The organism is Pseudomonas sp. MF6747 (assembly GCF_963890955.1).
Taxonomy (GTDB): Bacteria; Pseudomonadota; Gammaproteobacteria; order Pseudomonadales; family Pseudomonadaceae; genus Aquipseudomonas.
Genome location: NZ_CAWPSZ010000002.1, coordinates 37,245 through 61,917, shown reverse-complemented (window position 1 = coordinate 61,917; position 24,673 = coordinate 37,245). Strand labels below are relative to the sequence as shown.

18 protein-coding genes and 1 pseudogene are annotated in these 24,673 nt (G+C 60.0%); 5 read left to right on the top strand and 14 right to left on the bottom strand.

The features are described 5' to 3' along the window. Window positions 1–180 precede the first annotated feature (180 nt). Complete coding sequence (locus AACW30_RS02655; protein ID WP_200624222.1) at window positions 181–729, bottom strand: hypothetical protein; 549 nt, start codon at window positions 727–729, stop codon at window positions 181–183. 79 nt (window positions 730–808) lie between these two features. Beyond that, window positions 809–880: pseudogene (locus AACW30_RS02650) on the bottom strand (TetR family transcriptional regulator); the annotation flags it as partial. A 345-nt stretch (window positions 881–1,225) separates the two neighbouring features. Between AACW30_RS02650 and AACW30_RS02645 the strand changes: the two are divergent. Continuing rightward, window positions 1,226–1,447, top strand: a complete 222-nt coding sequence (locus AACW30_RS02645) for a hypothetical protein (RefSeq protein ID WP_200624221.1) — start codon at window positions 1,226–1,228, stop codon at window positions 1,445–1,447. 242 nt (window positions 1,448–1,689) lie between these two features. Here the strand turns inward: AACW30_RS02645 and AACW30_RS02640 are convergent, their stop codons facing one another. From AACW30_RS02640 to AACW30_RS02610, 7 genes are all read right to left on the bottom strand, one after another. Next, entirely contained in the window at window positions 1,690–2,277 is a 588-nt protein-coding gene (locus AACW30_RS02640; protein ID WP_200624220.1) for a hypothetical protein, read from the bottom strand. Next, window positions 2,274–2,846: an RNA polymerase sigma factor gene (locus AACW30_RS02635; RefSeq protein ID WP_106577344.1), complete on the bottom strand. Its 573-nt coding sequence runs from the start codon at window positions 2,844–2,846 to the stop codon at window positions 2,274–2,276. The genes AACW30_RS02640 and AACW30_RS02635 overlap by 4 nt, the downstream gene beginning before the upstream one ends. 142 nt (window positions 2,847–2,988) lie before the next feature. Further along, complete coding sequence (locus AACW30_RS02630; protein WP_200624219.1) at window positions 2,989–4,629, bottom strand: vWA domain-containing protein; 1,641 nt, start codon at window positions 4,627–4,629, stop codon at window positions 2,989–2,991. A gap of 221 nt (window positions 4,630–4,850) precedes the next feature. Further along, the gene (locus tag AACW30_RS02625) at window positions 4,851–5,501 is read right to left on the bottom strand and encodes a DUF799 domain-containing protein (RefSeq protein WP_106577342.1); all 651 of its coding nucleotides are present in this window, start codon (window positions 5,499–5,501) and stop codon (window positions 4,851–4,853) included. Next, window positions 5,498–5,860 (bottom strand): DUF4810 domain-containing protein, encoded by a 363-nt coding sequence (locus AACW30_RS02620; protein ID WP_106577341.1) that lies wholly within the window; start codon window positions 5,858–5,860, stop codon window positions 5,498–5,500. The genes AACW30_RS02625 and AACW30_RS02620 overlap by 4 nt, the downstream gene beginning before the upstream one ends. A gap of 29 nt (window positions 5,861–5,889) precedes the next feature. Then, window positions 5,890–6,570: a CsgG/HfaB family protein gene (locus tag AACW30_RS02615; protein ID WP_010214228.1), complete on the bottom strand. Its 681-nt coding sequence runs from the start codon at window positions 6,568–6,570 to the stop codon at window positions 5,890–5,892. 89 nt (window positions 6,571–6,659) lie between these two features. Beyond that, window positions 6,660–6,824 (bottom strand): hypothetical protein, encoded by a 165-nt coding sequence (locus AACW30_RS02610; RefSeq protein WP_200624218.1) that lies wholly within the window; start codon window positions 6,822–6,824, stop codon window positions 6,660–6,662. A 198-nt stretch (window positions 6,825–7,022) separates the two neighbouring features. Here AACW30_RS02610 and AACW30_RS02605 point away from each other — a divergent pair, with 198 nt between their 5' ends. Beyond that, the gene (locus tag AACW30_RS02605; protein ID WP_124416142.1) at window positions 7,023–7,634 is read left to right on the top strand and encodes a hypothetical protein; all 612 of its coding nucleotides are present in this window, start codon (window positions 7,023–7,025) and stop codon (window positions 7,632–7,634) included. 16 nt (window positions 7,635–7,650) lie between these two features. After that, complete coding sequence (locus tag AACW30_RS02600; RefSeq protein ID WP_200624217.1) at window positions 7,651–8,238, top strand: hypothetical protein; 588 nt, start codon at window positions 7,651–7,653, stop codon at window positions 8,236–8,238. Window positions 8,239–8,376: 138 nt separating this feature from the next. Here AACW30_RS02600 and AACW30_RS02595 read toward each other — a convergent pair whose 3' ends face one another. Beyond that, the gene (locus tag AACW30_RS02595; RefSeq protein ID WP_200624216.1) at window positions 8,377–10,947 is read right to left on the bottom strand and encodes an autotransporter family protein; all 2,571 of its coding nucleotides are present in this window, start codon (window positions 10,945–10,947) and stop codon (window positions 8,377–8,379) included. 679 nt (window positions 10,948–11,626) lie between these two features. Here AACW30_RS02595 and AACW30_RS02590 point away from each other — a divergent pair. Next, window positions 11,627–11,884 (top strand): hypothetical protein, encoded by a 258-nt coding sequence (locus AACW30_RS02590; RefSeq protein ID WP_200624296.1) that lies wholly within the window; start codon window positions 11,627–11,629, stop codon window positions 11,882–11,884. A 196-nt stretch (window positions 11,885–12,080) separates the two neighbouring features. Continuing rightward, window positions 12,081–12,734, top strand: coding sequence for a hypothetical protein (locus tag AACW30_RS02585; RefSeq protein WP_124416139.1), 654 nt, complete (start codon window positions 12,081–12,083; stop codon window positions 12,732–12,734). A 64-nt stretch (window positions 12,735–12,798) separates the two neighbouring features. Here AACW30_RS02585 and AACW30_RS02580 read toward each other — a convergent pair whose 3' ends face one another. The 4 genes from AACW30_RS02580 to AACW30_RS02565 all read right to left on the bottom strand — a co-directional run bounded on the left by AACW30_RS02580 (window position 12,799) and on the right by AACW30_RS02565 (window position 24,656). Next, window positions 12,799–13,488: a transposase gene (locus tag AACW30_RS02580; protein ID WP_200624215.1), complete on the bottom strand. Its 690-nt coding sequence runs from the start codon at window positions 13,486–13,488 to the stop codon at window positions 12,799–12,801. Between the two features lie 81 nt (window positions 13,489–13,569). After that, window positions 13,570–13,950 carry a hypothetical protein gene (locus AACW30_RS02575; RefSeq protein WP_325167551.1) on the bottom strand — a complete coding sequence of 127 codons (381 nt, stop codon included), beginning with the start codon at window positions 13,948–13,950 and terminating at the stop codon, window positions 13,570–13,572. Window positions 13,951–13,989: 39 nt separating this feature from the next. Beyond that, the gene (locus tag AACW30_RS02570) at window positions 13,990–14,421 is read right to left on the bottom strand and encodes a hypothetical protein (RefSeq protein WP_200624214.1); all 432 of its coding nucleotides are present in this window, start codon (window positions 14,419–14,421) and stop codon (window positions 13,990–13,992) included. Then, entirely contained in the window at window positions 14,421–24,656 is a 10,236-nt protein-coding gene (locus AACW30_RS02565; protein ID WP_200624213.1) for a hemagglutinin repeat-containing protein, read from the bottom strand. Before AACW30_RS02565 ends, AACW30_RS02570 begins: the two co-directional genes overlap by 1 nt. Between the last annotated feature and the right edge of the window lie 17 nt (window positions 24,657–24,673).

Here is a 24,673-nt window from a genome sequence, read left to right as displayed (position 1 = left end):
GTACCGTTACCAATACGGCAACGATGCCCTTTTTTCTTCAAACTCCTTTCAATTTCAACATTGAAATTTCAGTAAGCTGGTGTGGTTGCCGCTACCTCGATCCCGCGGGTTTCATGCCCCGTGTCCCTTGAATGTCGCCAGGGTCCCCGGCGTTAATCCTCTAGGAATGGAGAGGTCGACCTAGCTGATTTCAAGTGACTCGAAAGGACCTCCTGCAACCTCTCCAGAGGAAATGCAAACTTTGAACGGGGACCAAGAGTCTTCCAAGTACCATCCCTCCCCCGTAATGACGCCATCTGCGAGAGAAACTTGGATATCCCTAATCCCATCTAAAGACAAACGCTCAGTGCACCAGACCTCAGCTTCTCCTTTGAAAAGCCTAAGCCACAGCCCATTTGAAACCAGGGTGCTACCCAGCTCTGGGATGCTGATCAAATTCTCAATATCGCCACCGAAGTGTTTCAAAAGCAGTCCGTTACGAATGTCCACAATGTAACCCTGACCACCGGCAACTACGATCACGTGAAAACTCGACTCCACTTCCAACACACAGTTGAAGCGGCAAAAACCGGGTTGGAAGTTCCCCACCCAAGAAGGCATCCCTTCCGGCAAGAACCTGATAACGATCCCCTCACTGTGCTGCCCTTGGCCGGTTGCACTGAACTGGAGAGGTAGAGGGCCATCACCCGGCAGCCCAGCAAGAAGCTGATGTTGCGGCGTATCGGTCATAGATTTGCCTGGCTGTGAAGTTCATTTCCGTCGAATCATGACACTACCTACCCCTCCGTTACAGAGGCGTGACCTTCCAAAGGCGCGGGACCGCTTCGTTTACCAGCAACATATAGCGACGGAATAACTTGCCGTACATGTCCTTCAGGTAGCCTGCCCACAACACCTGGATGCTGACTTTAGCGTTACACGCACGGGCAGCGTTACATCGGATGTACGCTATGTCGCTCAACTGTGTAACAGGCGTGAAAGCCAATGAAACCGGACGTCTGGTGAAGGGCGTTACACTCGTAACACCGGTTACACCAGTTTTGGAGGGGGGCTGGATATGTGCTCTGATGCTGCCTTTCCAAATTGGCCCTACACCAAATTGTTGGCCTCTGGTGAGTCAAGATGAGCAGCGTGATTCCTGATCACCAGGTGGTAAGTACAGCTGATATGCAATGCCACTGGCTCGAGGTAGATTGACTACCTGACAACAGGGCGGGAGAACATCATGGAAGACACCCCTTTGCTTACGTCATTACTCAAGCGCATGAATGAAAACCAACTGGCCCTAGGGGCAGCTATCGAGGAGCTGTCAAACTGGGTTGAGCAAAGAGGATCTACAGAAGTGGCACAGAACATTCGAGGGGCACTGGATACCCTGGATGGAAATGCAGGATTCATCACCCTTGCGCTCGCCTCACTGGCGGCAGAAGGTCGAACGAAGAAGTAACTACTCAGCCGGATGGCGACACATCAGCAACCATTGGGTGTTGCTTTACCCTACGGGGATACCTCGAAAAGGTGGCCAGAAGGAAGCGCCGTGTATGCCCACGTGTATGCCTAACCGAAGCACCACCAAACATACCCAATGAATACGGGCCTCTTACTGCCCAGTTCAAACGACGCCGGGGCACCAGACACAGACGAAAAAGCCCCAGGTCGAAAGACCTGGGGCTTTTTTGTGGGTGTCGATTAACGCTTCTGCAACGCCTCCAACCGCGCCGGCAGGTCTTCCTTGGGAAAGCGCTTATGCAGCGCCAGCAACTGTTCATCGGCCGCTTTGGTTTCTCCAGCCCGGCGCAGATCCACAATCTCCTGCAACCCCTCCTCCAATGATGGCAACGCCACCGCACGCTTGCTGAGTTTCGCGGCCGGCTCATCCGCCATTGCACCGGCGACCTCAGCCTGAACCGGTGGTGCGGCAGCCATGCGGGTCATGGGCGCGGGCGCCGAATACGCTTGGACCACTGGGCGCGCTGCTTGCGGGTGGGGCGCGGAGAAGGTCGCGGTGGATATCTCCGGCGGCGGCACGGGTGAGCGCATCACCACGCCGATCATCAGCGCCACGCCGGCGACGGTGGCGAAAGCCATCTGCCAGCGCGGCTGGCGGCAGGCGTTCAGCCAGCGTTGCCACAGGCTCGGCGGCGGCGTCGGGGCTTCGCGGCGGGCGGTGTTGAGGATGAAGGCGTCGAGGGACGCGGGCGGCTCGCCTGTGCTGTGTTGACTAAAGTGTTGGAGCAACACGTCGTCGGGGTCCTGGGTGTGTCGGAGGTCAGTCATGCAGGTATCTCCTCGGCCAGCAGGCGGCGCAGTTTCTGCTGGGCGTAGCGCAGGCGGCTTTTGACGGTTTCCAGCGGGGCACCGGTGAGGGCGGCGATTTGCGGCACTTCGAGGTCGCCGTGCAGGCGCAGCAGGAAGACTTCGCGCTGGTCCTCGGGCAAGTCCTGCAACGCCGCGTCGAGGCGCGCCTGGTCGCGGCTCAGGCTCAGTTGCTGCTCGGGGCCGGCGCTGTCGTCGGGCTGGGCGTGCAGTTGTTCATCGTAGCTGTCGTGCAGCGGGTTGTGGATACCGTGCTTGCGCCAATGATCGATCAGGCGGTTGCGGGCAATCTGGAACAACCACGTACGAAAGCTCGCCCGACCTTGTGGCTGGGTGGTGCTGCGGATCAGGCTGAGCCAGGTTTCCTGGTACACCTCTTCGGCCAGCTCGACCTTGTTGCTCAGGGACACCAGGAACCGGTACAAACCTTGGCGATGGCGCGCGTACAAAAGCTCGAACGCGGCGCCGTCACCGGCTCGGTAGCGGGCCAGCAGCGCTTCGTCGCTGGGTGAATCATCGGGTACGGCCATGTAGTGGGCGAACTCCTTTCTTACAATCGAAATCGTTCTAAATGTGGGAGCGGGCTTGCTCGCGAATGCGCAGTGTCAGTTAACAGATATACCGACTGATCCACCGCTTTCGCGAGCAAGCCCGCTCCCACATTGAGTGTCGTTAATGCTTAAGACTCTGCGCCAGCTCCACCAGTTGCACGAACTCGTTGCGCAGCCCGAACGGGTCATCGCCTCGGGCCGAGCGGGCCAGTGCGGCGGTGTCCTGCAAACTCATGCTGCCAGTGTAGCGGCCATCGCCCTTGAGCTGTTGGGCGAAGGCAGCCACAGCTGCCGAGAAGCGCAGGTCGTCGCTGGCCTTGGTCGCTTGGTTGCCGATGGGCCGCTCAATCAATTGGCTGTCACCGCCCGCCGCAGGCTTGTAGCGCACGCGCAGCATCGCCAACTCGGCCGGTTTGTTTTCAGCCACTGGCGCAGCGGCGTAGCGCAACGGCTCCAGCCAGCCCTTCTGGCCCGTCGGGACAATTTCGTACAACGCCGTCACGGTATGCCCTGCGCCGATCTCGCCGGCATCCACCTTGTCGTTGTTGAAATCCTCACGTTTCAAGGCGCGGTTTTCATAGCCCAGCAGTCGGTACTCGCTGACCTGGGCCGGGTTGAATTCCACCTGCAATTTCACATCCCGCGCCACGACGGCCAGGGTTGAACTGAGCTGGTCGACGAGTACTTTTCGCGCTTCGCGCAGGTTGTCGATGTAGGCGTAGTTACCATCGCCCGCGTCGGCCAATTGCTCCATCAGGTGTTCGTTGTAGTTATCCACACCAAAGCCCAGGGTGGTCAGCGACACGCCGCTTTTACGCTGCTCGGCCGCCATCTGCTTGAGGCTGTCGAAGTCGCTGATGCCCACGTTGAAGTCACCGTCAGTGGCCAGCAGGATGCGGTTGATGCCTTTGTCGATAAAGCCTGCGCGGGCCATCTGGTAGGCCAGTTCGATGCCGGATGCGCCGGCCGTTGAGCCGCCCGCCGTGAGTTGGTCGATGGCATTGCGCAGCTTGGCTTTTTCGCGGCCAGACGTGGGTTCGAGCACTACGCGGGACTCACCGGCATACACCACCAGCGACACGCGGTCTTGGTCGCGGAGCTGGTCCACCAGTAACTTCAGGGTGCTTTTCACCAGGGGCAAGCCTTCGCGACGGTCCATGGAACCGGACACATCCACCAAAAAAACCAGGTTGGCCGGCGCCAGCTCCGCGACGGTGCGGTCGGACGCCTTGATGCCGATGCGCAGCAGCTGAGTGTGCGGGTTCCACGGTGTGGCGGCGATCTCTGTGGTCACGCCAAACGGCGAGCCGTCGGTGGGGCGTGCGTAGTCGTAGGGGAAGTAATTGACCATTTCCTCCAATCGCACAGCACCTTCAGGCGGTAGACGGCCTTGGTTGAGGAAGCGTCTTACGTTGGCATAGCTGCCGGTGTCGACATCGACACTGAAGGTCGAAACGGGGGTTTCGGCCACGCGGTGCACCGGGTTGTCCGGCAGGTTTGCGTAGTGCTCACGAGGCTCGCTGCGGTAGGCCATCGCCGCTGAATCCTGACTGACCATGCGCATGGCCATTGGCGCCGGCATCGGCATGCGTTTGCTCAGCGCACCCTGTACCGGCGCGCGTTGCAGTTCGGCGATAGGTGCTGCGTGCTCAGGCTTGGCGGCATCACGCGAAGAAGACAACCCACAACCGGCCAACGCGACCAGCAACGTAACGGTAAAGCCGTGGGCAGCAGGGCGCAGGAAAAGCAGCGGACGGGACATGGGCTGAACCTCGTGAATGAATGATCCGTTCACAAGGTCAGACGCAAGGTGTGGAGGGTTCGGGTTAAACCGGCGTGGGATAAAACCTCGATCACTGTGCAAGTGTGTAGACGCTGGCTTGCCTGCGATGCAAACGCCTCGGTTTTTCAGTTAAACCGAGGTGATGCTATCGCAGGCAAGCCAGCTCCCACATTGGAGCTGCAGTGTTTTCAGTACCCGGATCAGTCGGTGCCGTACTTCGGGTTACGCGGCCCGTACAGAATCCCGGTGCGTTGCCCCGCCGACAGCAGGCGCGCACTGGTGATGCCGGCAATCGGGTGCGCGGCGTCGGTGGAGCTGTTGATCACCTGCTTGACCGCCGCCGTGATCAGCATGCCCACCAGGCCGCCGCCATTGTTGTTGCCCTCCTCGCTCGACGCCCGCGCCGAGCCGGTCCACAGCGTGGTGCCGGTGCGCAGGTCGACCAGTTTGGCCGAGGCCGTCACCGAGGTGTCGCTGGAGATCAGCATGTACTTGGTGCCGTACTCACTGACGGTGATGTACAGCGCCGCATCCGCACCAAAGATGTCATGCAGCTTGGCCGGTGCCACACCCTGGATGTCGTTGGCGGTGGTCAGGCCGTTCTGGCGGAAGGTTTCGTCCACCAGGGCAATCGGCAACACGTAGTAGCCCGCTTCGGCCAGCGGGTAAGTCACTTGCGACACCATGCTGTAGGACGCTTGCACCTCCGGCGACTCATTGATCGGCGGCAGTACCAGGATCGACTTCGGCCGCGCCTGTTTGTATGCCGTGTAATCGATGGTCTTGGGCGCTGCGCAACCGCCGAGCAAGGCCAGGGCCAGCAAGGCGCCCGTGAGTTTTAACAGGCTCATTTGGTGGCGACTCCGGTCTTGGCGTTTTTCAGCAGAAAGTCCATGTAGGAAGCAGACTCGGGGAACAGTGCCTTCTCGGTGCGAAATTCCTGCACCATCTGGTCATCCTTGCCCATGGTCATGTACAGCATGCCCAGGTGGGCGTGGTAACCCGGCGGCGCCTTGCGGCCACTGGCGTTGATCTTTTGCAGATCGCGCTCCAGCGCCTCAACCTGCGCTTCCTTGGGCTCGCCCTTGAAGTACTCATAAACCTGCGGCTGGTAGCTTTCCCACTGATACAGGGGTTGGGGCGCCGTTTGGCACCCGGCGACCGTCGCGATTGTTGTCAGCATCAGCGCCAACTTCACTGCCTTGCTCATCCGTGTACTGCTCCTTGAGGTGCTGCTGATCAGTTGCGCGGGTTCCAGGCGCCGGCGTTGATGCCGTCGACAAGGCGGTTGATGGCTTCGCGCATGGCCAGGTCCAGAACCTTGCCATTAAGGGTGGAGTCGTAGCTGGCGGTGCCGCCAAAGCCGATGACTTCACGGTTGGACAGCGCGTATTCACCGGCGCCCTGGGTGGAATACACCACTTCGGAGGTGCTGATGTTGACGATGTTCAGTGCGACTTTGGCGTAAGCAACTTGGGTTTTACCACGGCCAAGAATGCCGAACAGCTGGCGGTCGCCGGTCTCTTTGCGGCCGAACTCGGTCACATCGCCGGTCACTACGTAGTCAGCACCTTTAAGCTTTTGCACAGTGCCTTTGATCGCGGCTTCCTGGGAGATTTCGCCCATGTTGTCGCGGTCCAGCACGCTGAAGCGGTTGGTCTGCTGCAAGTGGGTGATCAGGATGGTCTTGGCCTGGCCACCGAGGCGGTCGACGCCATCGGAGAAGATGCCGCGCATGTAGCTGGAGCGGTTATCGAACTTGCCCACGGCAATCGGCACACGCACGCCGGAGTAGGCGACGTTGGCGCTGGCGACTTGCTCCACCGGCATCGCGCGGTTGCTCTCCGTGGCGCAACCGGCCACGGTCAGCAGCGCTGCGGCGGTGAGGCCAGACAGCAGGATTTTGGACAGTGTTTTCACAGGGTGCTCCTAGGGTGAGAGGTCCGCGGTTGCAGCGGGTGAACCCGCGGGAGGGACTGTTGTGTACGTCAACTACGCGGTCGCGGCGATCAGAACTTGCTGAAAAAACGCGCGACCTTGCCCAGCACCTCAACATCAAACGTGTCGGGCCAGCAGGTAGGTATTTTGGCAAGGATGACCGGCGCGCAGTGGTCCGGCTGGAAAGTGCAGCCAGCCATCAGGCAGGTGACGGGGAGAAAAACAGAAGTGCGCATTGCTTGATTCGTCCTTGAAAAATGCGATGTAGCCAGTGCCGCGGCATTTTACGGGGTTGCCCGATGTACTCAAGCGGTTTTGCCGCCACAGTGAAGTTCGCCGCCCAACGGCAGCCTGCTAAGCTGCGCGCCCACCTCAAGTTACACAGCCACCGGTCGAGACACTGGCTTGGCTTGCTCATTAAATAGGGATATTGCGTGTTGAACACCCTCCTGAGGGCTGCGGCCCTGATCGCGACGCTGTCGATGACCGGCTGCGTCTCCTACACCGTCACCGGCCCCATCGGTGCCCCGCTCCACCCGGCTGCCGCCAGCAGCCCGCGCAGTGCACAAATCGCTGACGTGACGGTGAACGCCGCCGACGTCAACGAGGCCAACAAAACTGCGATCAGCCGCTCGCTCACGGCCCAGCTCAACCAGTACGTGCGCGCGGCAGGTTACTTCAAGCAGGTCACCGAGTACCCCACGCGCCTGGAAGAAAACGACGTGGTGCTCAAATTCAACATGACCTCGCTCAAGGGCCATCGCGCGCCGCACCCGGCCTACATACCCGGCGCACTGCTGACGCTGACGATCTGGATCTGGGTCAACGGGCCGATCTACGTCGACAGCTTCGACGTGGCCGGCAACCTGGTGATCGTCGACCGCAACGGCAAAGAACTGGCCACGGCCGAGCAAGCGCTCAAGTTCGAACACAACGTCGGTCTGTATGGCGGCGAATACTGGGCACCGTCGATGGGCGCCCAGCAGCTGAACAAACTGGTCGCGCAACTGCTCGACACCGCTACCGCCAAACTGGCCAAACCCTGAATTCAAGGAGCAACACATGAAAGGATTGATCAAGCACAGCCTGGTCCTCGTCGCGATCTTGCTGAGCGGCTGCGTGTCCTACTCGCAACACGAACTGCCACCGGTGCAGACCTGGCCGCCGACCGCCAACGCGCCAGCGCAGAAACCCAGCGCATTCGTGCGCACCACAGCGCTGAACCAGGTCAACGGCGGCCCCGCCAACGCCGCCGCCGGCGCCCCGGCAGCGCTGTGGGAAAAAGCTGTGGCGGATGCCTTCCGCCAGTCCAACCGCTTTGCGCGGGTAAGCACTGACAAAGTGGACTCGGACATTTACGCCGACGCCAAGCTGTATAACAACGAACAGTTCAGCATGGCCTCGGCGATCATTACCGGTGTCACCTTTTTCATTATTCCGTCCACGGCGAAAAACACCTTCACGATGGAAACGGTGTTCAAGGACAAGGACGGCAAAGAATTGGGCCGGGTCAGCAAAAGCGAATCCGTGCGCACCTGGATGCACCTGGTGCTGATCCTGGGCATCCCTTTCCAGGCGAACACGGGTGAAGTGGTTGAAGCGCTGACGCGCAGCACACTGGACGAGGCGGTGCAGCGCAAGCTGTTCTGATAGCAGAACGCGCCCGCGTACTCAAATCCACATGCGGGAACGGGCTTGCTAGCGAAGGCGGTGTTTCAGTCACCTCAAGTATCGACTGATCTACCGCTATCGCGGGCAAGCCCGCTCCCACAGGGTTAAGGTGTTGGCTTAGAACGCATACCGCGCCTTGAGCATTACGCCATCGGCGTCAAACCCGCTGCGCGCCTGGCGGGTGTAGCTGGCGCCCACGGCAAAGTCCGACACCTGGTAGTTCACGCCCACGCTGGCTTCATAACTGTCACGCGCCACCGAAGCGCCGGTGACGGTGAATGGCGAGCCACCCGCCACGAAGCTGGAGGTTTGCGCGACGCGATCGCCCATCAGGTCGTGATAGGCCATCAGGGTTGCTTCCGGTTGCAGCTTGCCAGCACCCATCGGCAGGTTGCCTGCCAACCGCAGGCCGGCGCCCAGCTCACCCACTTCATAGCGTTGCGAGCGGGTGCTCAGCGCTGCCGAAGAGCCCTTCTCGTCGTAGCCATCCATGCGCACGTTGGCATAACGCGCCGCCACGCGCGGCTCGATCACCACCGCCTGCGACGGCTTGAAGCTATAACCGCCGATCACGCTGGCCGCCAATACATTACTGTCGTAGCTGCCCTTGGCCGTGGTGCCTGCCACATGACGTTTGCTGTCGTTGTCGTTGTGGCCGTAGCTGAGGCTGCCGTCGACAAACCAGTTTTGCAGCGCCCAGTTGCCATACAGCGACAGCGCGTGGCCCTCGACGTCAGTCTTGTTGCCCAGGTCGGAATGGATGTTGGAGTTGAGGTAGCTGTAGGCCACGCCCAAGCGGGTGGTGTCGTTCAAGCGACCGTCCACACCCACCGCCATGCCGCTGCTGTTGGCCGAGTAGCCGTTGTTGCCGCCACGGCCGTCCTGGTCCATGTTGCTGCTCAGGCCCTGCACCCACACGCCACCGGTTTGATGGCCTTCGCGCTGATCAGTGAGGCGGTTGAAGATCGCGCCGTTGATCACGGTTTGACCCGACAAGGCCACATCCAGCGCGCCACGGTTGACGTCTGGCTTGAGCTGCTCGCTCACCTGAGCAAGCTGTTGCGCAGTACCGGCGTTGGCGAGGGACTGGAACACGGGGTCGTTCTGGTTCAGCCCGCCGAGCACCTCGTTCTTGAAGGTATTGACCGCCGTCGCCGCTGCGGCGGTGGCACCCGCACCGGTAAGTTCCTGCTGCACTTGCTGGTTGTCTTTAACTGCGACGACAGCCTTGACCGTTTGGGCATCCGCCGAGTAGCTGAGCACGTTGAGCAGCGATGAAGAACTGGCAACAGACAGCCCGTTGTTTTGCACGCTGCTGGCTTGCAGCAGTGTGTACTGGGTGCCGTTGTTGGTGCGCGTGAAGTCGCCAGGGTTGGCGCTCACGGTCAGCTTTGAGGCCTGGGCAAAATTGGCCGTGCCGTTGACCGTCAGGTACGGCGTGGTCGGCACCACGCTGTCGGCCAAGTGCATATCAATGCCCGCGCCGCTGGCGACGTTGAGGTCGCCAGTGATCGTGGTGCCCGGCGCAGAGAGGTTCAACGAACCGGCGTTGACCAAGACCGGCGCGATGATGCGCTGGCCGACGAAATCAGCCTGGCCCGCGACATTCACCGCGCTCAAGTTGAGCAGGTCGCCGGTGATTTTGCCGCCGGTCCAGTTCAGCGTGGCGAGGTTGGCGGCGTCGATGGCGGTGCCGGCGTTACTGCGGATCTCGCCGGCTTGCTGGTTGATTTCAAAAGGCGAGGTTTGGTACCGCGCGTCCACCAGGATCGCCGTGCTGTCGGCCTTGATCAGGCCACGGTTGACGATGCCGCGCGCGCCCGTCTGTGGGTTCAAGGTAAAGGTCGCGCCCCGCAGGCTGACAGCGACCGCGTTGGCGCCATTGGCTTCGAGGGTGCCGGTGTTGAGCAGATAGTCGTAAGTACCGGAGTCGAACCGCACCGCTCTGGCAAGGCCGCCATTGACCGTCACCAACCCGCTGTTTTCAATGCGCAGGTCACTGGTGTCGGTTTCAACCTCAATGCCCAGCGCCTCTTCACCGGTGACGCGAATAGTGCCGGAGTTGAGAATCTTGCCGCCGACGGTCACCGGCAAATTGTTGTGGGTGTCCAGGATCAGGCCGAAGCCGTAGTAGGACGTCACGTCCACCAGGCCGGAGTTGACGACATCGCCGCCTACGGTGGTGCCGTTGAGGTAGATCCCCTCGCCATCGCTCTCGGGACCGGAACCCGGCACGTCGACGGTGATGATGGTGCCAGTGTTGATCACGTTGCCGCCGACGGTGGCGGCGCCTACCTCAAACCCTTCGGCCCAGGTCTGGTTGGTCAGCCTGATCACACCGGACTGAACCACATCGCCGGTGATAATGCCGCCACGGGCTCTGAGATCTGAGTCAATCGCACCATCCACCACGAACCCGCGAATGTTGAGGCCACTGCCATCGATGGTGTAGTCGGCGCGGTTGATCAGCGAGCCCTGAATATCGGTCTCGGCAACACTCGCCCCATCGACATAACGCTGGGTGGCCACCACATTGCGCGAACCGACCAAGGTCACAGGCTCGTTGAACACCTGGCCTTTCCACGTGTTCTGGCCGCTGCTGACGTCAAATTCCACCGCAGCAACGTGCGCGGCGCCTGCGCTGACCATCAACGCCAACAGGGTTTTCTGGAACGGCTTACGCTTCATTTCAAACTCCATGAACTACAGTCAAAGCCGCCAATAAGCCCGGCGGCCGTAGGTGTGCTGAGCGAAGGATCACTTGATCCGAGTGCATGCTCCCAAGGTGCTTTCCTGAAACGCAGGCGCGAGCAAACGCACCGCAGCCGGTGGTGGCAGAAAAGGGGTTGGGGAGGTGAGGTTCACATTAATCCTTAATGTATTTTGAAAACGCTGCAGTCCATGCAGCCCGACCGGTTGCGGGTGGGCGGGGTAAAGACCCGGGCTTGAGGGAGATGGTTCCTTTTGCGGTCGGACGCTTCCCGAAACGACTGGGGATTTGCGTAATACCCGTGAGCAGACGGCGGGAAGCGTTGGCGTCGGTGGGGGTTGGGGATAGGACGCAGGGGTTTGAGTCAGGGCGTTGATGCCTTGCGTGGGTTTGGGTGCGAGGCTTATAGTCCGGCCCGTCGCCCAACAAGGGCGATCGGATTTGGCGATCCGTTGACCGTATGCGAAAGCTTTCTGCTTGCTTGCAGGGGCTTCCGTACCCGCATCGCTGCTTTATGGCAGCTGTGCGTGGGAGACCTTCGGGTCTGCCGGAACTCGGTCCCGGTTCGCCAACCTGCGTACAGCTGTCACCCATTCGTTTGGCGACGATAGGTGACTGCTTCACTCTACTGACCGAGGTTTCACCATGAACCAATACATGCCCCTGACGGGTCACGACAGTACCGTCCCCGCTCTGCTCATCGACACCTGTGCGCCCCTCGACGTGCTCCACGACGCCGCCGTGTACCGGATTCGAGCCGTCACGCAACTGTTGGAAAACCTGGCCTTTCGCGAACAGCTCAGCAGCGATGCCGTGGTGCTTCAAGACTTCGCGCAATTGTTGGCCATTCCGTTGCGCGATGGGTGTGATTTGCTGGATGTCATCAGTCGTAGACTCAATGCCGATCCATCTTGAGTGAAAGCCGGGCGGCTTAGACGTCGCCCGTTTTGTATGTGGGTGGTAGAGAAGAAAATCACTCCAACGAGATTAAATAAATCTGCGGCTTTTTCCTTCTTGGGAGATTGGGCCGGAAGACTCGCACATGTAAGATCGAGGTCTTTCGCATCAAATAGATGCTGATTACAGAAACGACAAGGAGGGTTGTTACACGATGAAATTACTCACACTCACCGCAAGCGCACTGCTTCTAATAGGGTGCACCAGCTACGATAAGACGAACCTGCGTAACGAAGCTGAAGCGGCCAAGTACGATCCGACTACCAGCGCGCGCATCCGCATCTATTCTGCACCGGAAAAGTACGCCATCTATGTCCCCGGTAAAACCTGTGAGGCCTACTACAACCATCCAGAAAATGGTCGCTTACAGGGAAGCATTGCTACTCGCGCCCATGATCCCAAACAAAGCTACATCCTCTGGCGCACCGCCGACCTACTTGGCATGAAGGCCGAGGACTACCAAAACCGCGTGATCGGCATGCCCGCCACCGCGCACACCGAAGCAGTGAAAACCGACCGGCTGGGCTACGACGAATTCGTCATCCCCGCCCACCAGCCAGTTCTGGTCGACATCGGGTATAAATCCGAAAACGGTTACTGCTACCCACCTACCATCCAGTTCGTCCCAGAGGCCGGAAAGGATTACGAAGCAAGCATCGAATTCCACAAGCAGAATTTCTACTCCGCCAAGTGTTCTATCGAGCTGGTAACACTCAGCGGCGCCGGCTCCTTCCAGGAAACCCAGCCCGTTTCAACCAACATCTGCCGCCCTGATCGCGACGGGCACTACTCCACCGTCGCGCCTTGAGCTGAGGGAAATAGGGGACAGACCCTGAGGGGAATAGGGGTCAGACCACTATTCCTCTATTCTTTTAACTGACACTTTTCGGGCGTCCTGACACGCCCTGCGAAACTCTTTTACCTAACGCCTGCGCGATCTCGGACGCAAACTTCTGATCGCCCAAAACGTAATTTCCGTTTGTAGAAGATCGAATTTGTTCTATCAGCCCAGGTGAAAGTCGTTCATTGAATATAGACCGGTAAGCTTCGGCTCGTTGCGCGGTGCCGCTACCTAATTCGTTATAAACCGCATGCGGGCTTATAAAGCCTGACAGCTCGCCCTGTGCGTTTGCCCTATAGCTGGTCCAGCGATAGTCGCCCGGATGAGCAACCATACCGGCTCTAACAGGGTTTATTTCGATATATCGATAGCAAGCTAAAACATAGTTGTCTTGTTGAACCAAACAGCAGCGGAAACGGCCTTCCCACAACGTGCCCGTTCGTTGATATGTTCGATTGACATATTGAACGTAGCGCTGCCCCAGCCCCTTCATAAGCAGGCTGGCCCCTGCGCAGCAGCTGGGAGTCAACAACAAATGAACATGATTTGTCATCAAGCACAATGCGTGAACTTTACAGCCATACAATTCAGCAAGCACGGCTAATGTATCAATGTAAAAAATATAGTCTTCATCTGAATAAAAACACGCAGACCGATTGTTTCCCCGCTGAATAATATGCAACGGGATATCCGGCAGTAACACTCTAGGACGGCGAGCCATATAAACCCCTAACTGGATAGGAGCTTACAGCTTAGCCGCCCTTCAACAGGCCAACAGACTGGAATAATTACAAAAAATAAATCATGTTTTTAAAGAGCAACTCTGCTGAACTTTAAAAAACAAAATCGTGGTCTGACCCCTATTTCCTCCCAAAGACTCAAGATCAGATGCACTGGGAAGCTTTCCATAAGGGTTTGCGGCGTTCGCGTTGATGAAAATTTTTCCACCTGGCTCAACTACTCTAGTTGCTTCCGGCAAATAATCCATCATAGAGAAGGTACCTCCCGCTTCTTTTGGAATGAATGGATTGCTAGCAACAATCTCTCCCACTGAGTCGTCTTTAAAAGGTAGCTGCCTTGCATCCGCGCGGATACCAGACTGAATATCCGCACTTATATCAACGTTTATGGCTCCCGGTGTTTGCGCATTTTTCCCACCAAACAAATCAACTGTAGGCTTCACAGCAGAACCAGCTGCTTCTCCTATGTCTTTTGCACCAACTCAAATTTTCCCTTTGAGGTGATTTCGCCACGGTACTAGCAAACCGTCCAGCAGGACTCGATCAATAACACCGTCCTCAATAGCGCCAACATAAGTAGTATCTAACTGAAACTCAAAGGAAAGACTTTCATTTTCAGATAGTTTTTTTACGGCGCCTACCAGCGCCTCTACGTCATCTAGGTTTTTTGAGTCCATCTCAATAGGAAGTAGGTTTGGCGGCAAAGCCGAATAAATTTCCAAAATCCCACCTACTACTTCCGTACCACTCTCGTCTATCTCGTCAATAAAGCTTGGCGGAGTAACGCTCCATATTCTTGACGCAGCAACCTCACTCACAAGCTGCTGCACATTAGATCTAATAGACTGGTCCAAATCCTGAGCCACGTAAAAAATTAACTTTTGCTTCGCAAGCTCTAGCGGTATGGAATGCATTAATCAGCTCCTTTTTTCGGAGGGTATGCCGGGAGAGCTGACCCTGGACCGCCCGGATTATATCTAAATCCTCCTGGCATATGCGCGTCCAAATGCCGTGTATCAGGCAGGGGCACAGTAAGTGGCGAACCCTGAACATGATGCATAGGTATTCTCTCACCCTTTAGCCCTGCATCTTCAGGAAAAACTTTAACCCATGCATCATCGACCTTCGGAGTCTTCCCTTTAGCAATCGCGGCCCGATTTTCAGTACTTAAGATTTGGCCATATCCAAGGTCATCCCAGTTATCACGTAGTACTCTCCAGTCTGCGGCATTTGTACGAACAACACCTGTCCGAGTCGTACCAGAAGTAACCACAGGCGCGGGAGGCACGACTTCACCTGCCGCTTTTGCACCTTCGGCAACTCGTGCAGCCGCCGCTGCGTCGGCTGTGGCAGCGACTTCCTTCGCTGCCAGACTGCCAAAGCCTCCCACACCTAACGCCGTACCGCCAGCCGTTGCGGCACCAAAGGGCAATTCAACTGCTGTTAATGACAGTTCGGTACAAACAGCTGGGTTCATCGCACAGGAATTTAACAATGCAGGACCGAGCAGCACTGCTCCGGCTAAAGCTCCAACACCCGCCACGGTATAAGCAAGTGTTTCGCGACGTTCAGCATACATTTGAGCCGAGCACGCATCCGCGCTCATTCCTGCACAGTTTTGCTCCTTGTATCGCTCGTCTTCAGCCTTGACGTGCTCTCCGGCCTTTTGTTCAAGTGTTTTACCCTCAGATAACGCAATACCTATATCACCCATCGAGTTGTTCTCAACTGCATTATTGCCAGCCTTTGCACCGGCAATTGCACCGCTCAGGTCACCTCCCGCAAGTCCGCCTGCCAACCCCGACGCCAATGTCGAAAGCGCCGATACGGTCTGTCTCTGCTCCTCGCTCAAATTCTCAGTTTTAATATCCGGATACAACCGCGCCGCAATCAACTCCCCCGTACCGGCTCCTGCGGCACCGGCAACCGCCGAGTTTCCTTGGGCTTGTGCAACCACAGCACCCAATACCACGTGGGCCATGATTCGGGCGGTATCGTTACCCTGCGTTGATTGCTTGATGAGGTTCGCCAGATAGGGCGCCGACGCACCCGTAAGGGCTGAGCCGATGTCACCCCCTACCAGTCCTTGCAAAGCTGCCGTCACCGCTTGGGCGGCGCGTTGATAATCGCCCCCAGTTCCGTACGGCTGCATCACAGTACGGGTCACCTGTGCGGCGATCTCTTTCTCCGTCGGCTGGGTATTGCCCTCACGGATAAGCTTGTCTCGCGCAGCCGCTACCGCTTCAGGATCTTTTTGAGCGTTGGCCGCGTTAATGGCACCTTGCGTGCGAACGATGTCCGATGCCTGAGTACCAATATCCGCAATCAACTGCACCTGCCGCAGGCGCTTCTGCTCTTTCTCCTTATCAAAAATGGGGCTGATGCTGCCGTTGGCGTGTTCAACATCGTGGCTCAGCGTTGCCACGTCCTGCTGCTGTTTGGCAGGGTCGCGAATGTCTAGGGTGCCGTTGGAAATGGCCGATGACGTGGTGCCGCTGTCACTGTCGCCATGATTGAACGCGATCAAGCTACCGGAAGGCATATTGCTGATGAAGGCGTTCGCACTGCTTGCGCCACTGCTGACGCTGGCGCTCTGCAACTGGCTTGTGTAGTCGGCTTTGTTCTTTAAAACGCTCCAGCCGAGGGTGCCGGTGCTCAGGCGGTTTTTGTCCGCTGTTGCAGTGCTGGCGATCACGCTGCCATCAAGTTGCGTGTGGTTGCCCACATCAATCTGATAGCCGCCCTTACCGCCGAACAGGCCGGTTTGCTCCTGCACGCTTTTATAGTTGGAGTCGATCTTGCTCTTGCTGATGCTGAGCGAACCACTGCCCGTCATGGTGCCAAACGTGAAACTTGCGCCACCGCTGACATCGGTTTGTTTGGACTTGTAGTCATCGGTGTCTTGCAGGCTTTGCAGCATAAGATCGCGGCCTACCGCGGCCTTGATCTGATCTGCACTGACCTGTGCACCTTTGAGGACGGTGTCTCGCCCACTGATCAGGCTGACTTGCTTGCCCGCATCCAGCGTCGTTTCCGTCCAGGTTGTGCCATTGCCTTTCTCACTGCCGGTGCCCTTGTTGGCATTGGCGAAGATGCTAAGGCCAGCACCATTGGAACTCGCCCCAAAGCTAAGGCCTACGGCCCCGCCGCCACTGCTGTTCTTGCCATCGAGTTTTTGTGTGTTGGCGGCTGCTTCCAGGCGGATATCACGCTCTGCTGCCAACAGCATTTCATTACCGGCCTGGAGCTTGCTGCCCTGAACGCGGATGTCTCCATCTGCGCCAGGCGTGCCGTTACCGGCGGCTACAATACTGAGGTTATTGCCACTGGTGAGGCTGCTACCTTGGCTTGCCGTCTGCTCCTGGGTCTGTTTGGAGCTGGATTTTTGCGAGCCGAGCGAGATGGCGATGCCGACAAATTCCGCGGCGTTAGCGCCGGTCATGCCACCATTCTGCTGCGCCGCCTGCCACGCTTGCACCCCCGTCAACCCCGCCTTCACACCTTGCAGCGCCGAGAGGCGGCCGTCGTCCTCGCTCTTGGCTTGCTTGGCGGTCTTATAAGCAGAGTCCACCGCGCTACCCACGGTGCCGGACAACGCCAGGGTCAAACCACTGGTTTTGCTCTTGGAGATCTGCTCGCTACGGTTGTTGTTCTCGGAAGCCAGGATGCTGACATTTTGCCCAACCAGGCTGATGTCCTTACCGGCAACCACGTCAGAACCGCGTATGGTCAGGTCTTTGCCAGCCTGAATATCCACACTGCCCAGCACACTGCCGATGTTGCTGGCCCGGGTGGTTTCGGTGCTGCTGGTGAAGGTGTTCTGGTTGCTGCTTGAGCCCAACGTCACGCCGATGCCGCCGCTGCTCATCAAGCCCGATTTTTTGGTCGAGGACGAATGGCTTTGTTCAAAGGTTTCCGTCGCCCCATCAATCACCACATTGCGCCCGGCAATCAGGCTGGTGGCGTTGGTGGAAACCACATCGCTGGCGGTAGTACCAATGTCACGGCCAGCACGCACGACCACGGTATCAGCGCTGATGGAAGAGCCCTGCTGGCTGATCTGGTTACTGCTGTCGATGCGCGTTTTCTGGGTGCTGGACAGCAACCCTTTGCTGGTTTTGGTTTTGCGGTAATAGCTGTAGTCGCTGTCTTGCGCAGCGTTCAGCGCCAGGTCATTGCCTGCGTACAGGTAGGCTTCCTTGCCGGCACTCGCACGGCTGGCGCTGACCACGAGGTCGTTGCCGGCACTGAGGGAGAGGTTCTCACCGGCAACCAACGATGTGCCGACTTGCTGAACGTGGTCTTCCTGGCTGGTGACCTTCTTGGAATTAAACGCCGAATGCTGTTCATTCGCCGCCGACGCCAGGTTCACATTGCCCTTGGCCACCAGCGCCAGATCACGCGTGGCATTCAACTGGCTGCCGATGGCGCTGATATCGCGCGCAGCCACCACCTGGAAGTCGCGCCCGGCTTCGATCACGGTGCCGTACTGGTTTGCGCTGCTGCTGCGCATGTTGGTGCTGACGGTGTTGGCATTGCGCTGTTCGGCGGTGGCCAGGTTTACATCGCGCCCGGCTTGAACGCCCAGGTCGGCGCCGCTTTTGAAGGCGCCGCCGGTGCTGTTGACGTCGCGCCCGGCTTGCAGGGTGAGGGTGTTGGCGGCTTCGATGCGGGCGGCGTTGTCGACGAAGTCGGTGCGCTCGGTGCGGTAGCCGCTGCTGCTTTGGTGGCTGGTGACGGTGCGCTCGTTGAGTACATCGCCATTCACTGCGCTGACGCTGACGTCGCGCCCGGCGATGATGCCGCCGGCGCGGTTGGTGAGGTTGTTGCCGGCGAGCAGGTCGAGGCGGTTGCCGGCTTGCACGAGGCCGCTGTTGACCATGTTGCGCCCGGCGCTGGCAGCCAGGTTGTTGGTGGCGCGCAGGGTGCCGACGTTGTTGAGGTCGGCGCCACTGACCAGGTTCAGGTCGCTGCCGGTGATGAGTGCGCCGTTGGGCGCCAGGCGGTTGTTGGCCTGGGCCAGGTAGAGCACGGGCACCAGCACTTGCTGGCCAGCGACGGTGGCGTTTTCCATCCACACGATGTCGTGGGTCAGGGCCGCGACTTGCTCGGCGGTGAGGCTCACGCCTACGGCCAGGTTAAGCGCTTGTTTGGTGCCGATGGCGTTGTCCATCAGGTACTTGAACATCGAGGCGTCGCTGGTCTGGCCATCGATGAAGCGCTGGCCGGTACGCGCGATCACGGCTTGCTGGATCAGGCGTTGTTCATACAGGCCGTCACCCAGGCGCTTTTGGGCCTGGTCTGGGTCGTAGCCCAGTTTGGACAGCATGTAATCAGAGCTTAAAAACTGGCTGAGGTTGGTCAGCAGCGGGTTGGTTTCGATCAGGTATTTCTGTGGGTTGGAGACGAACTGGCTGTCTGGCAGGCCTTGCACACGGTTGATCACCACGCCGTCGGCCGAGGTGCCGCTGCCGGGTACGACCGGGCCGGTAACCGGCGTGCGGTCTACACCGCCGCCGCCGAGGGTCCAGCCTTGCGGGCCGGTACTGGCCGGCGCGCTGGCGCTTTCGCCACTGAGGCGGAACAGCCCGCCCTGCCCGCTGGGCAAGGTGAAGCCGGGCAGGCTCAGCGGGTTGATCTGCTGTTGGGCGAGGTCAGGCGGCAGTTGCTGGTTAAGGGTGACGCGCGTCGAGTAACCGGCTGCGCCACTGGCGCCCGTAGCGCCGGTGGTGGTTTTGGCGCCCGCACCGATGTAGTTGTAGCCCAGGCGCACCACGCTGTTGTCGATACCGGCTTGCGCCTTGACGTCCACCGCGCCGGCAGCCTGAATCACCGCGGCGTAGCGTTGGTCATCACTGGCGATTTTGGTGACTTTGCCGAACTGGGTGCGCTCGATCTCCATGATCCCGATGAAGTTAGCCACGGCAGCCTCCAGGCCACCGAGGTCATTGGGATTGTAGCCAGGGCTTTGATACCAGTATTTATTGGTCAGTGCGCGAGCCGCATTGAACCAGCCGCTTGGGTGCTCGGTGCGCGCCGATGTAAAGAGCCGGTAGGTCTCGGTCTCGCCGGTTTCGATGCCGGTGTTGACCAGGTTGTTCAGGCGCGCGGTGAAGTTGCCGCCGGCCGCAATCGAGCTGCTGCTGTTAAGCAAGTCGCCGCCCGCCAGCGTCATGTTACCGCCCGAGGTGATGCTCGAACCGGCACTGGCGGCGGTCACTTCCAGTTTGTCGCGGGTCACCAGCTCCCAAACGTAGTTGCGCCCCGTACCACCGGCGTGGCAGTCACCGGCATTGACGTACTTGATGCAGGTGCCTTCGGTGGCGGACGCGGTATAGACACCCGCGTCGTTAACGGTCAGTACCGCCCTTTCATTTTTGATCGAGTTGGCGGACAGGCTGAGGTTGCCGTCACTCTGGATCGTCGATGAACTGTTGAGGATGCTGCTGGCCAGGCCGCCCTTGCCGTCACGGTCGACGCTCAGGTTGCCCATGCTGTAGAGGTCGGCGTAGCTGTTGTTCAACGCGTCGACGCGCAGGCTCATGTCGCCGCCGCTGAAGATCAGGCCGTGGTCGTTGAGTAACGCACCGGTGGTAGCGGTCAGTCGCTGGCCACTGCCCAGGGTCGCGTAGTTGTTGATCGCGCCCGCGTTAAGCACCAGGTCGGTGGCGGCGGTGATGCGCCCGCGGTTGTTGAGCGTGCCAGCGATGTTGGCGGTAGTGATGCCGCCGCCGGCGATGCTTGCCGTGTCGCTCAGGGTGGCCTGTGCCGCGCTGAGGTTGAGGTCGCCGAGGCTGCTGATGCGCCCGCTGCCGTTAAGGGCGCCGCTCAACGTCAGGTCGAGCGTGCCGTCGCTGGCGATCAGGCCTTGGGTGTTCCAGTTGGCGCCGCTGCCGACGAAGCGTCGGGCGCCGAGCAGTTGGCCGCTGGCGGTCTGGTCGAGGGTGTCGACGTTGACTGTCAGCTGCCCGGCCTGGATCACGCTGCTGTTGGTCCAGTGGCCCTGGCTAATGGTCAAGTCACCACGAGTGACCAGGCTGCCGCCCACGTCGTTGAGGTTGGCGGGGGCAATGCCGAAGGTGCCGGTGCCCACGTGCAGTACGTTGCCGCCCAGGTTCTGCAGGCTGCCGGCGTTGAGGGTCAGGTCGTTGTTGGCGGTTTCCACCACACCGTTGCGGTTGTCGAACAGGCCACCGATGGCGAATTCGGTGGTGCCCGCCGTGCCCAGGGCACGCAGGCGCCCGGTCTGGTTGTCGAGGCTGGCAGCGCGCACCTTGAGGGTGCTTTCGCTTTCGATGATGCCCAGGCGGTTGTTAAGTGCGCCGCTCAGGTCCAGGTCGATCTGTTGACCGGCAATCTGGCCGTCGTTGTCGCCGCTGTTATCAACGTCATGCCCGACCACGCGCATCAGGCCTTTGGCATAGAGCCCGCCGTTGCGGTTGTCGAAATTGCCGGTGGTCACCAGTGCGTTGCCGCCCTGCGCCGCGATGCGCCCGCCATAGTTGTCTACGCTGCCGGCTTGCAGGTTGAGGCTTTGCCCCTGCATCACGCCGCCCTGACGGTTGTTGTTGAGGTCATAACCGTTGCGCAGCACGCCGACCACACGGGTTTGCAGTGCGGCCTTGAGGCTGGCAAGGGTGCCGCCACGGTTGTCGAGGCTGGCGGCGTTGACACTCAAATCGCCCGCCTGGGCGATCAGTTTGCCGCTCTGGTTGTCCAGCGCGTCGGCCACGTCGACGGTCATGCCGCCCTGGCTTTGCACGGTGCCTTTGCCATTCTCCACGCGGTTGGCCGTGAGGCTGAGGTCGGCGTTCTGGCTGTAGATCAAGCCGTCGTTGCCGTTCTGCACCAGGCCGCTGGCGGTGAGGCTCAAGCGGTCGTTGGCGGCCAGGGTGCCACGGTTGCGGTTGTCCAGGCCGCCAGTCAGCAGGGTCAACAAACCTTGGCTGGCGATCTGGCCGCCCTGGTTGTTGATCTGCGCGGCACGGCTGATCAGCAGCGGGCCGCCGCTGGACAACTTGCCATTGGTGTTGGTCAGGGTCGCGAGCAGGTCGAGGGTGGTGGCGGTGCCGCCGCTGATGCTGCCGGCGCTGTTGTCCAGGTTTTGCGCGTTCAGGTTCAGGGCTGCGCCGCTGTCGATCACGCCGCCCTGGGCGTTGTTGAGCAAACCGCCCACGTCGAGACGTTGGCCGGCGGCGCTGGAGAGTACGCCCGTGTTGCTGTTGTCCAGCTCGGCGGCGGTCACGTACAGCGCTTTTTGACTCACCAGCGCACCCGCTCCGCTGTTGAGCAGGCTGGCGGTCAGCGTGGCATTAAGGTCGCCATAACGGCTCGACAAGGTGCCGTTGTTGCGGTTATCGAGGTTGGTACCGCTGACGGTCAGGCCCTGCCAGCCGGACATCAAGCCGTTCTGGTTGATCAGGTTTGTGGCATTGAGCAGCAGCAGGTTATTGCTGATCAGCTTGCCGTTGCTGTTGTTCAACGTGCGACCGCTGAGGTTCAGGGTTTGCGCGCTGGAGAGTTCGCCACCGCCGTTGCTCAGGTCACGCAGATGGTTGATGGTCAGATTGCCGGCGGTGGTGATCAGGCCCCCGGCGTTGTTCAGGTCGCCGGTGGCGTTGCCGAAGTCCAGGGCAATTGCGCTGCCCAGCAGTGAGCCATTTTGGTTATCCAGCTCGGCGCTGTTGAGTGTCAGGGCAGCGTCTGCGTTGAGCAGGCCCTGATCGCGATTGGTCAGGCGGCCATCAATGTTGAGTACGGTGTCGCCACGGCTGGTGAGTGTACCGCCGCTGTTGTCGAGGCTGGCGGCGTGCGCGTCGACCGACGCTGCGGCGATCATGCCTTTGACGTTTGCCAGGGCCTGGCCGATGCGCAAGGTCAGCGCGGTATTGCTCAGCAGTTTGCCGCCGCTGTTGTCCAGGTTGTCGGCGGTGAGTGTGAACGCCTGGCTGCTGGAAATCTCGCCGCCCTGGTTATGCACCTCCTTGAGGTTGTTGAGCATCAGCAGCGGCGCGTTGATTAGTCCGCCCTGGTTATTGAGCTGACCACGGTTGAGGTCCAGGGTCAGGGCCTCGGCGCTGGTGATCTGGCCGCCTTGCTGGTTGTTCAGGTCAGCGGTGGTGATCTGCGCGGCCTGACGTGCGCTCAGGGTGCCTTTTTGGCTGTTGTCGAGACTCGCGCTGTTGAGGATCAGGCGGGCGTCAGTCACCAGCCGCCCGCCCTGGTTGTCCACCGCGCCAAGGGCGTTGAGGGTCAGCGGGCCGGCGCTGGACAGCGTACCGCCGTTGTTGGCCACGTTGCGCGCCGTGACGCTCAACAGCCCTTCGCTGCTGATCAGGCCCTGGTTGCGGTTGAGCAATTGATCGACATTCAGGCCTGCGCCGCTGCCGGCAATCACCAGCCCGCCATCGCTGTTATCCAGTTGCGTGCCGGTGACCTGCACGCCCGCACGGCTGGACAGCTCGCCGTTGCGGTTGTCGATGTTGGCGACAGTGACCTGCACACCCTCGACGCCGGCGACCAAGCCTTTTTCACGGTTGTCCAGGCTGTTACCGGCCACGCTGACCAAGCCTTGGCTGGTGACCAGACCGCCCTGGTTGTTCAGGCTGCCGACGTTAAGGCTCAACGCCTTACCCGCCGTGACCAGCCCCGCGACGTTGTCGAGGGTGGTGACCATCAGCGCTGCGGTGTCCAGGCTGGAGACTTCGCCGCCCTGGTTATGCAACTCACCGACAACCGCGGTCAGCGGACCGTTGCTGGTGACCAGCCCACCTTGGGTGTTCTGCAGGCGATCGGCCGTGAGGGCCAAACCGGCATTGCTCAGAATGCGGCCTTTGTTCTGGTTGTCGACCGTGCCTACCGTAATCTGCGTGCGCTGTTTTGCACTCAGGGTGCCGCCCTGGTTGTTCAGGGTCTGGGCATCGACGCTCAACGTACGGCTGGCGATGACATTGGTGCCGGTGTTGTTGACGGTCTTGCCGCGCAGGCTGACGTCGCCCGCCGCGTTGCGGGTGTTATCAGCGTTGACGCCCGCTTCGATAATGTCGCTGTTGGTCAACGTGCCGCCGCTGGACAGCGCAATGCGGTCACGGGCGGCCAGGCTTTGGCGGTTGGTCAGATCACCTTGGGTTTGCACGTCCAGTGCCGTGCCGGCGTACACCGGCCCCTTGGCATCCAGGCTCGCGGCTTTGACGTTGACCGCGCCGCTGGCCGCCGTCTGCGCCATGCTCAAATGCCCATTGGCATCAAGCTGAATATCCCCGCCACTGGCTGCCAGCGTGCCGTCGAGCTTCACGCCCACGCCGGCTTCGGTGCCTACCAATTTGATCGCGCCGGCGTACATGCCGCCCAGCGCGCTGGAGTCGATGGCCAGCTCGGGTTTGGCGCTGCCGTCGTCGGCGCGTGCGGTGGTTTTCAGGCTTTTGGCATCGACGTCGTTGCGCCCGGCGATTACGGCCAGCTCGCGTGCGTTGATCTGGGCGTTGATCTTGGCCGAGCGGGTGATGATTTCGAAGCGGTCGACGTTACTGGCGTTCAGGCCCTCGCCGTCGATGGTCACGGCGCCGCCGTCGACTTGGTAGTGGTCCAAACGGCCGACGTTGTCCATCACCGGTTTGCCGGTGGTCAGGGTCACGTTGGGCGTGTTGATAAAACCGCAGCCACTGCACGTGATGCCGTACGGGTTGGCGACGATGACCTTGGCCGACTGGCCCGCCACTTCGGTGTAGCCGCGCAGCTGGCTGGGGCTGCCGCCGTTGACTTCGTTGAGAATGACGTTGGCGGCGCCGCCCTTGAGGTTCGGGTTGCCGACGATGTAGCCGCCGAGCTGAGTGTTCTGCACCGCGCCGGTGGCGTTGTTGAGGATCACGCCGTTGGGGCCGACGTTGTAGTCCTTGAACTGGTTATGGGACAAGCCACTGCCATTGGGCGCAGCGATGTTCACCACCGGCACGCCATTGCCGGCCTGGCCGACGCTGGTGGCCGGGTTGCTGACCACAATGCCTTCGGCCTGGGCGAGCAACGGCTGCCAGAACAGCGCGTTGGCCAGAATCAGCACCAGGCCGCGCTTGGGCAGGCCAAGGAACGCGTCCCGGCGCTTCAGGGCAGCAGAAGGTTGGCGGGCCAGAAAGGCAAAGTGGCGAACATCCATTTTCAGATTCTCGTTGC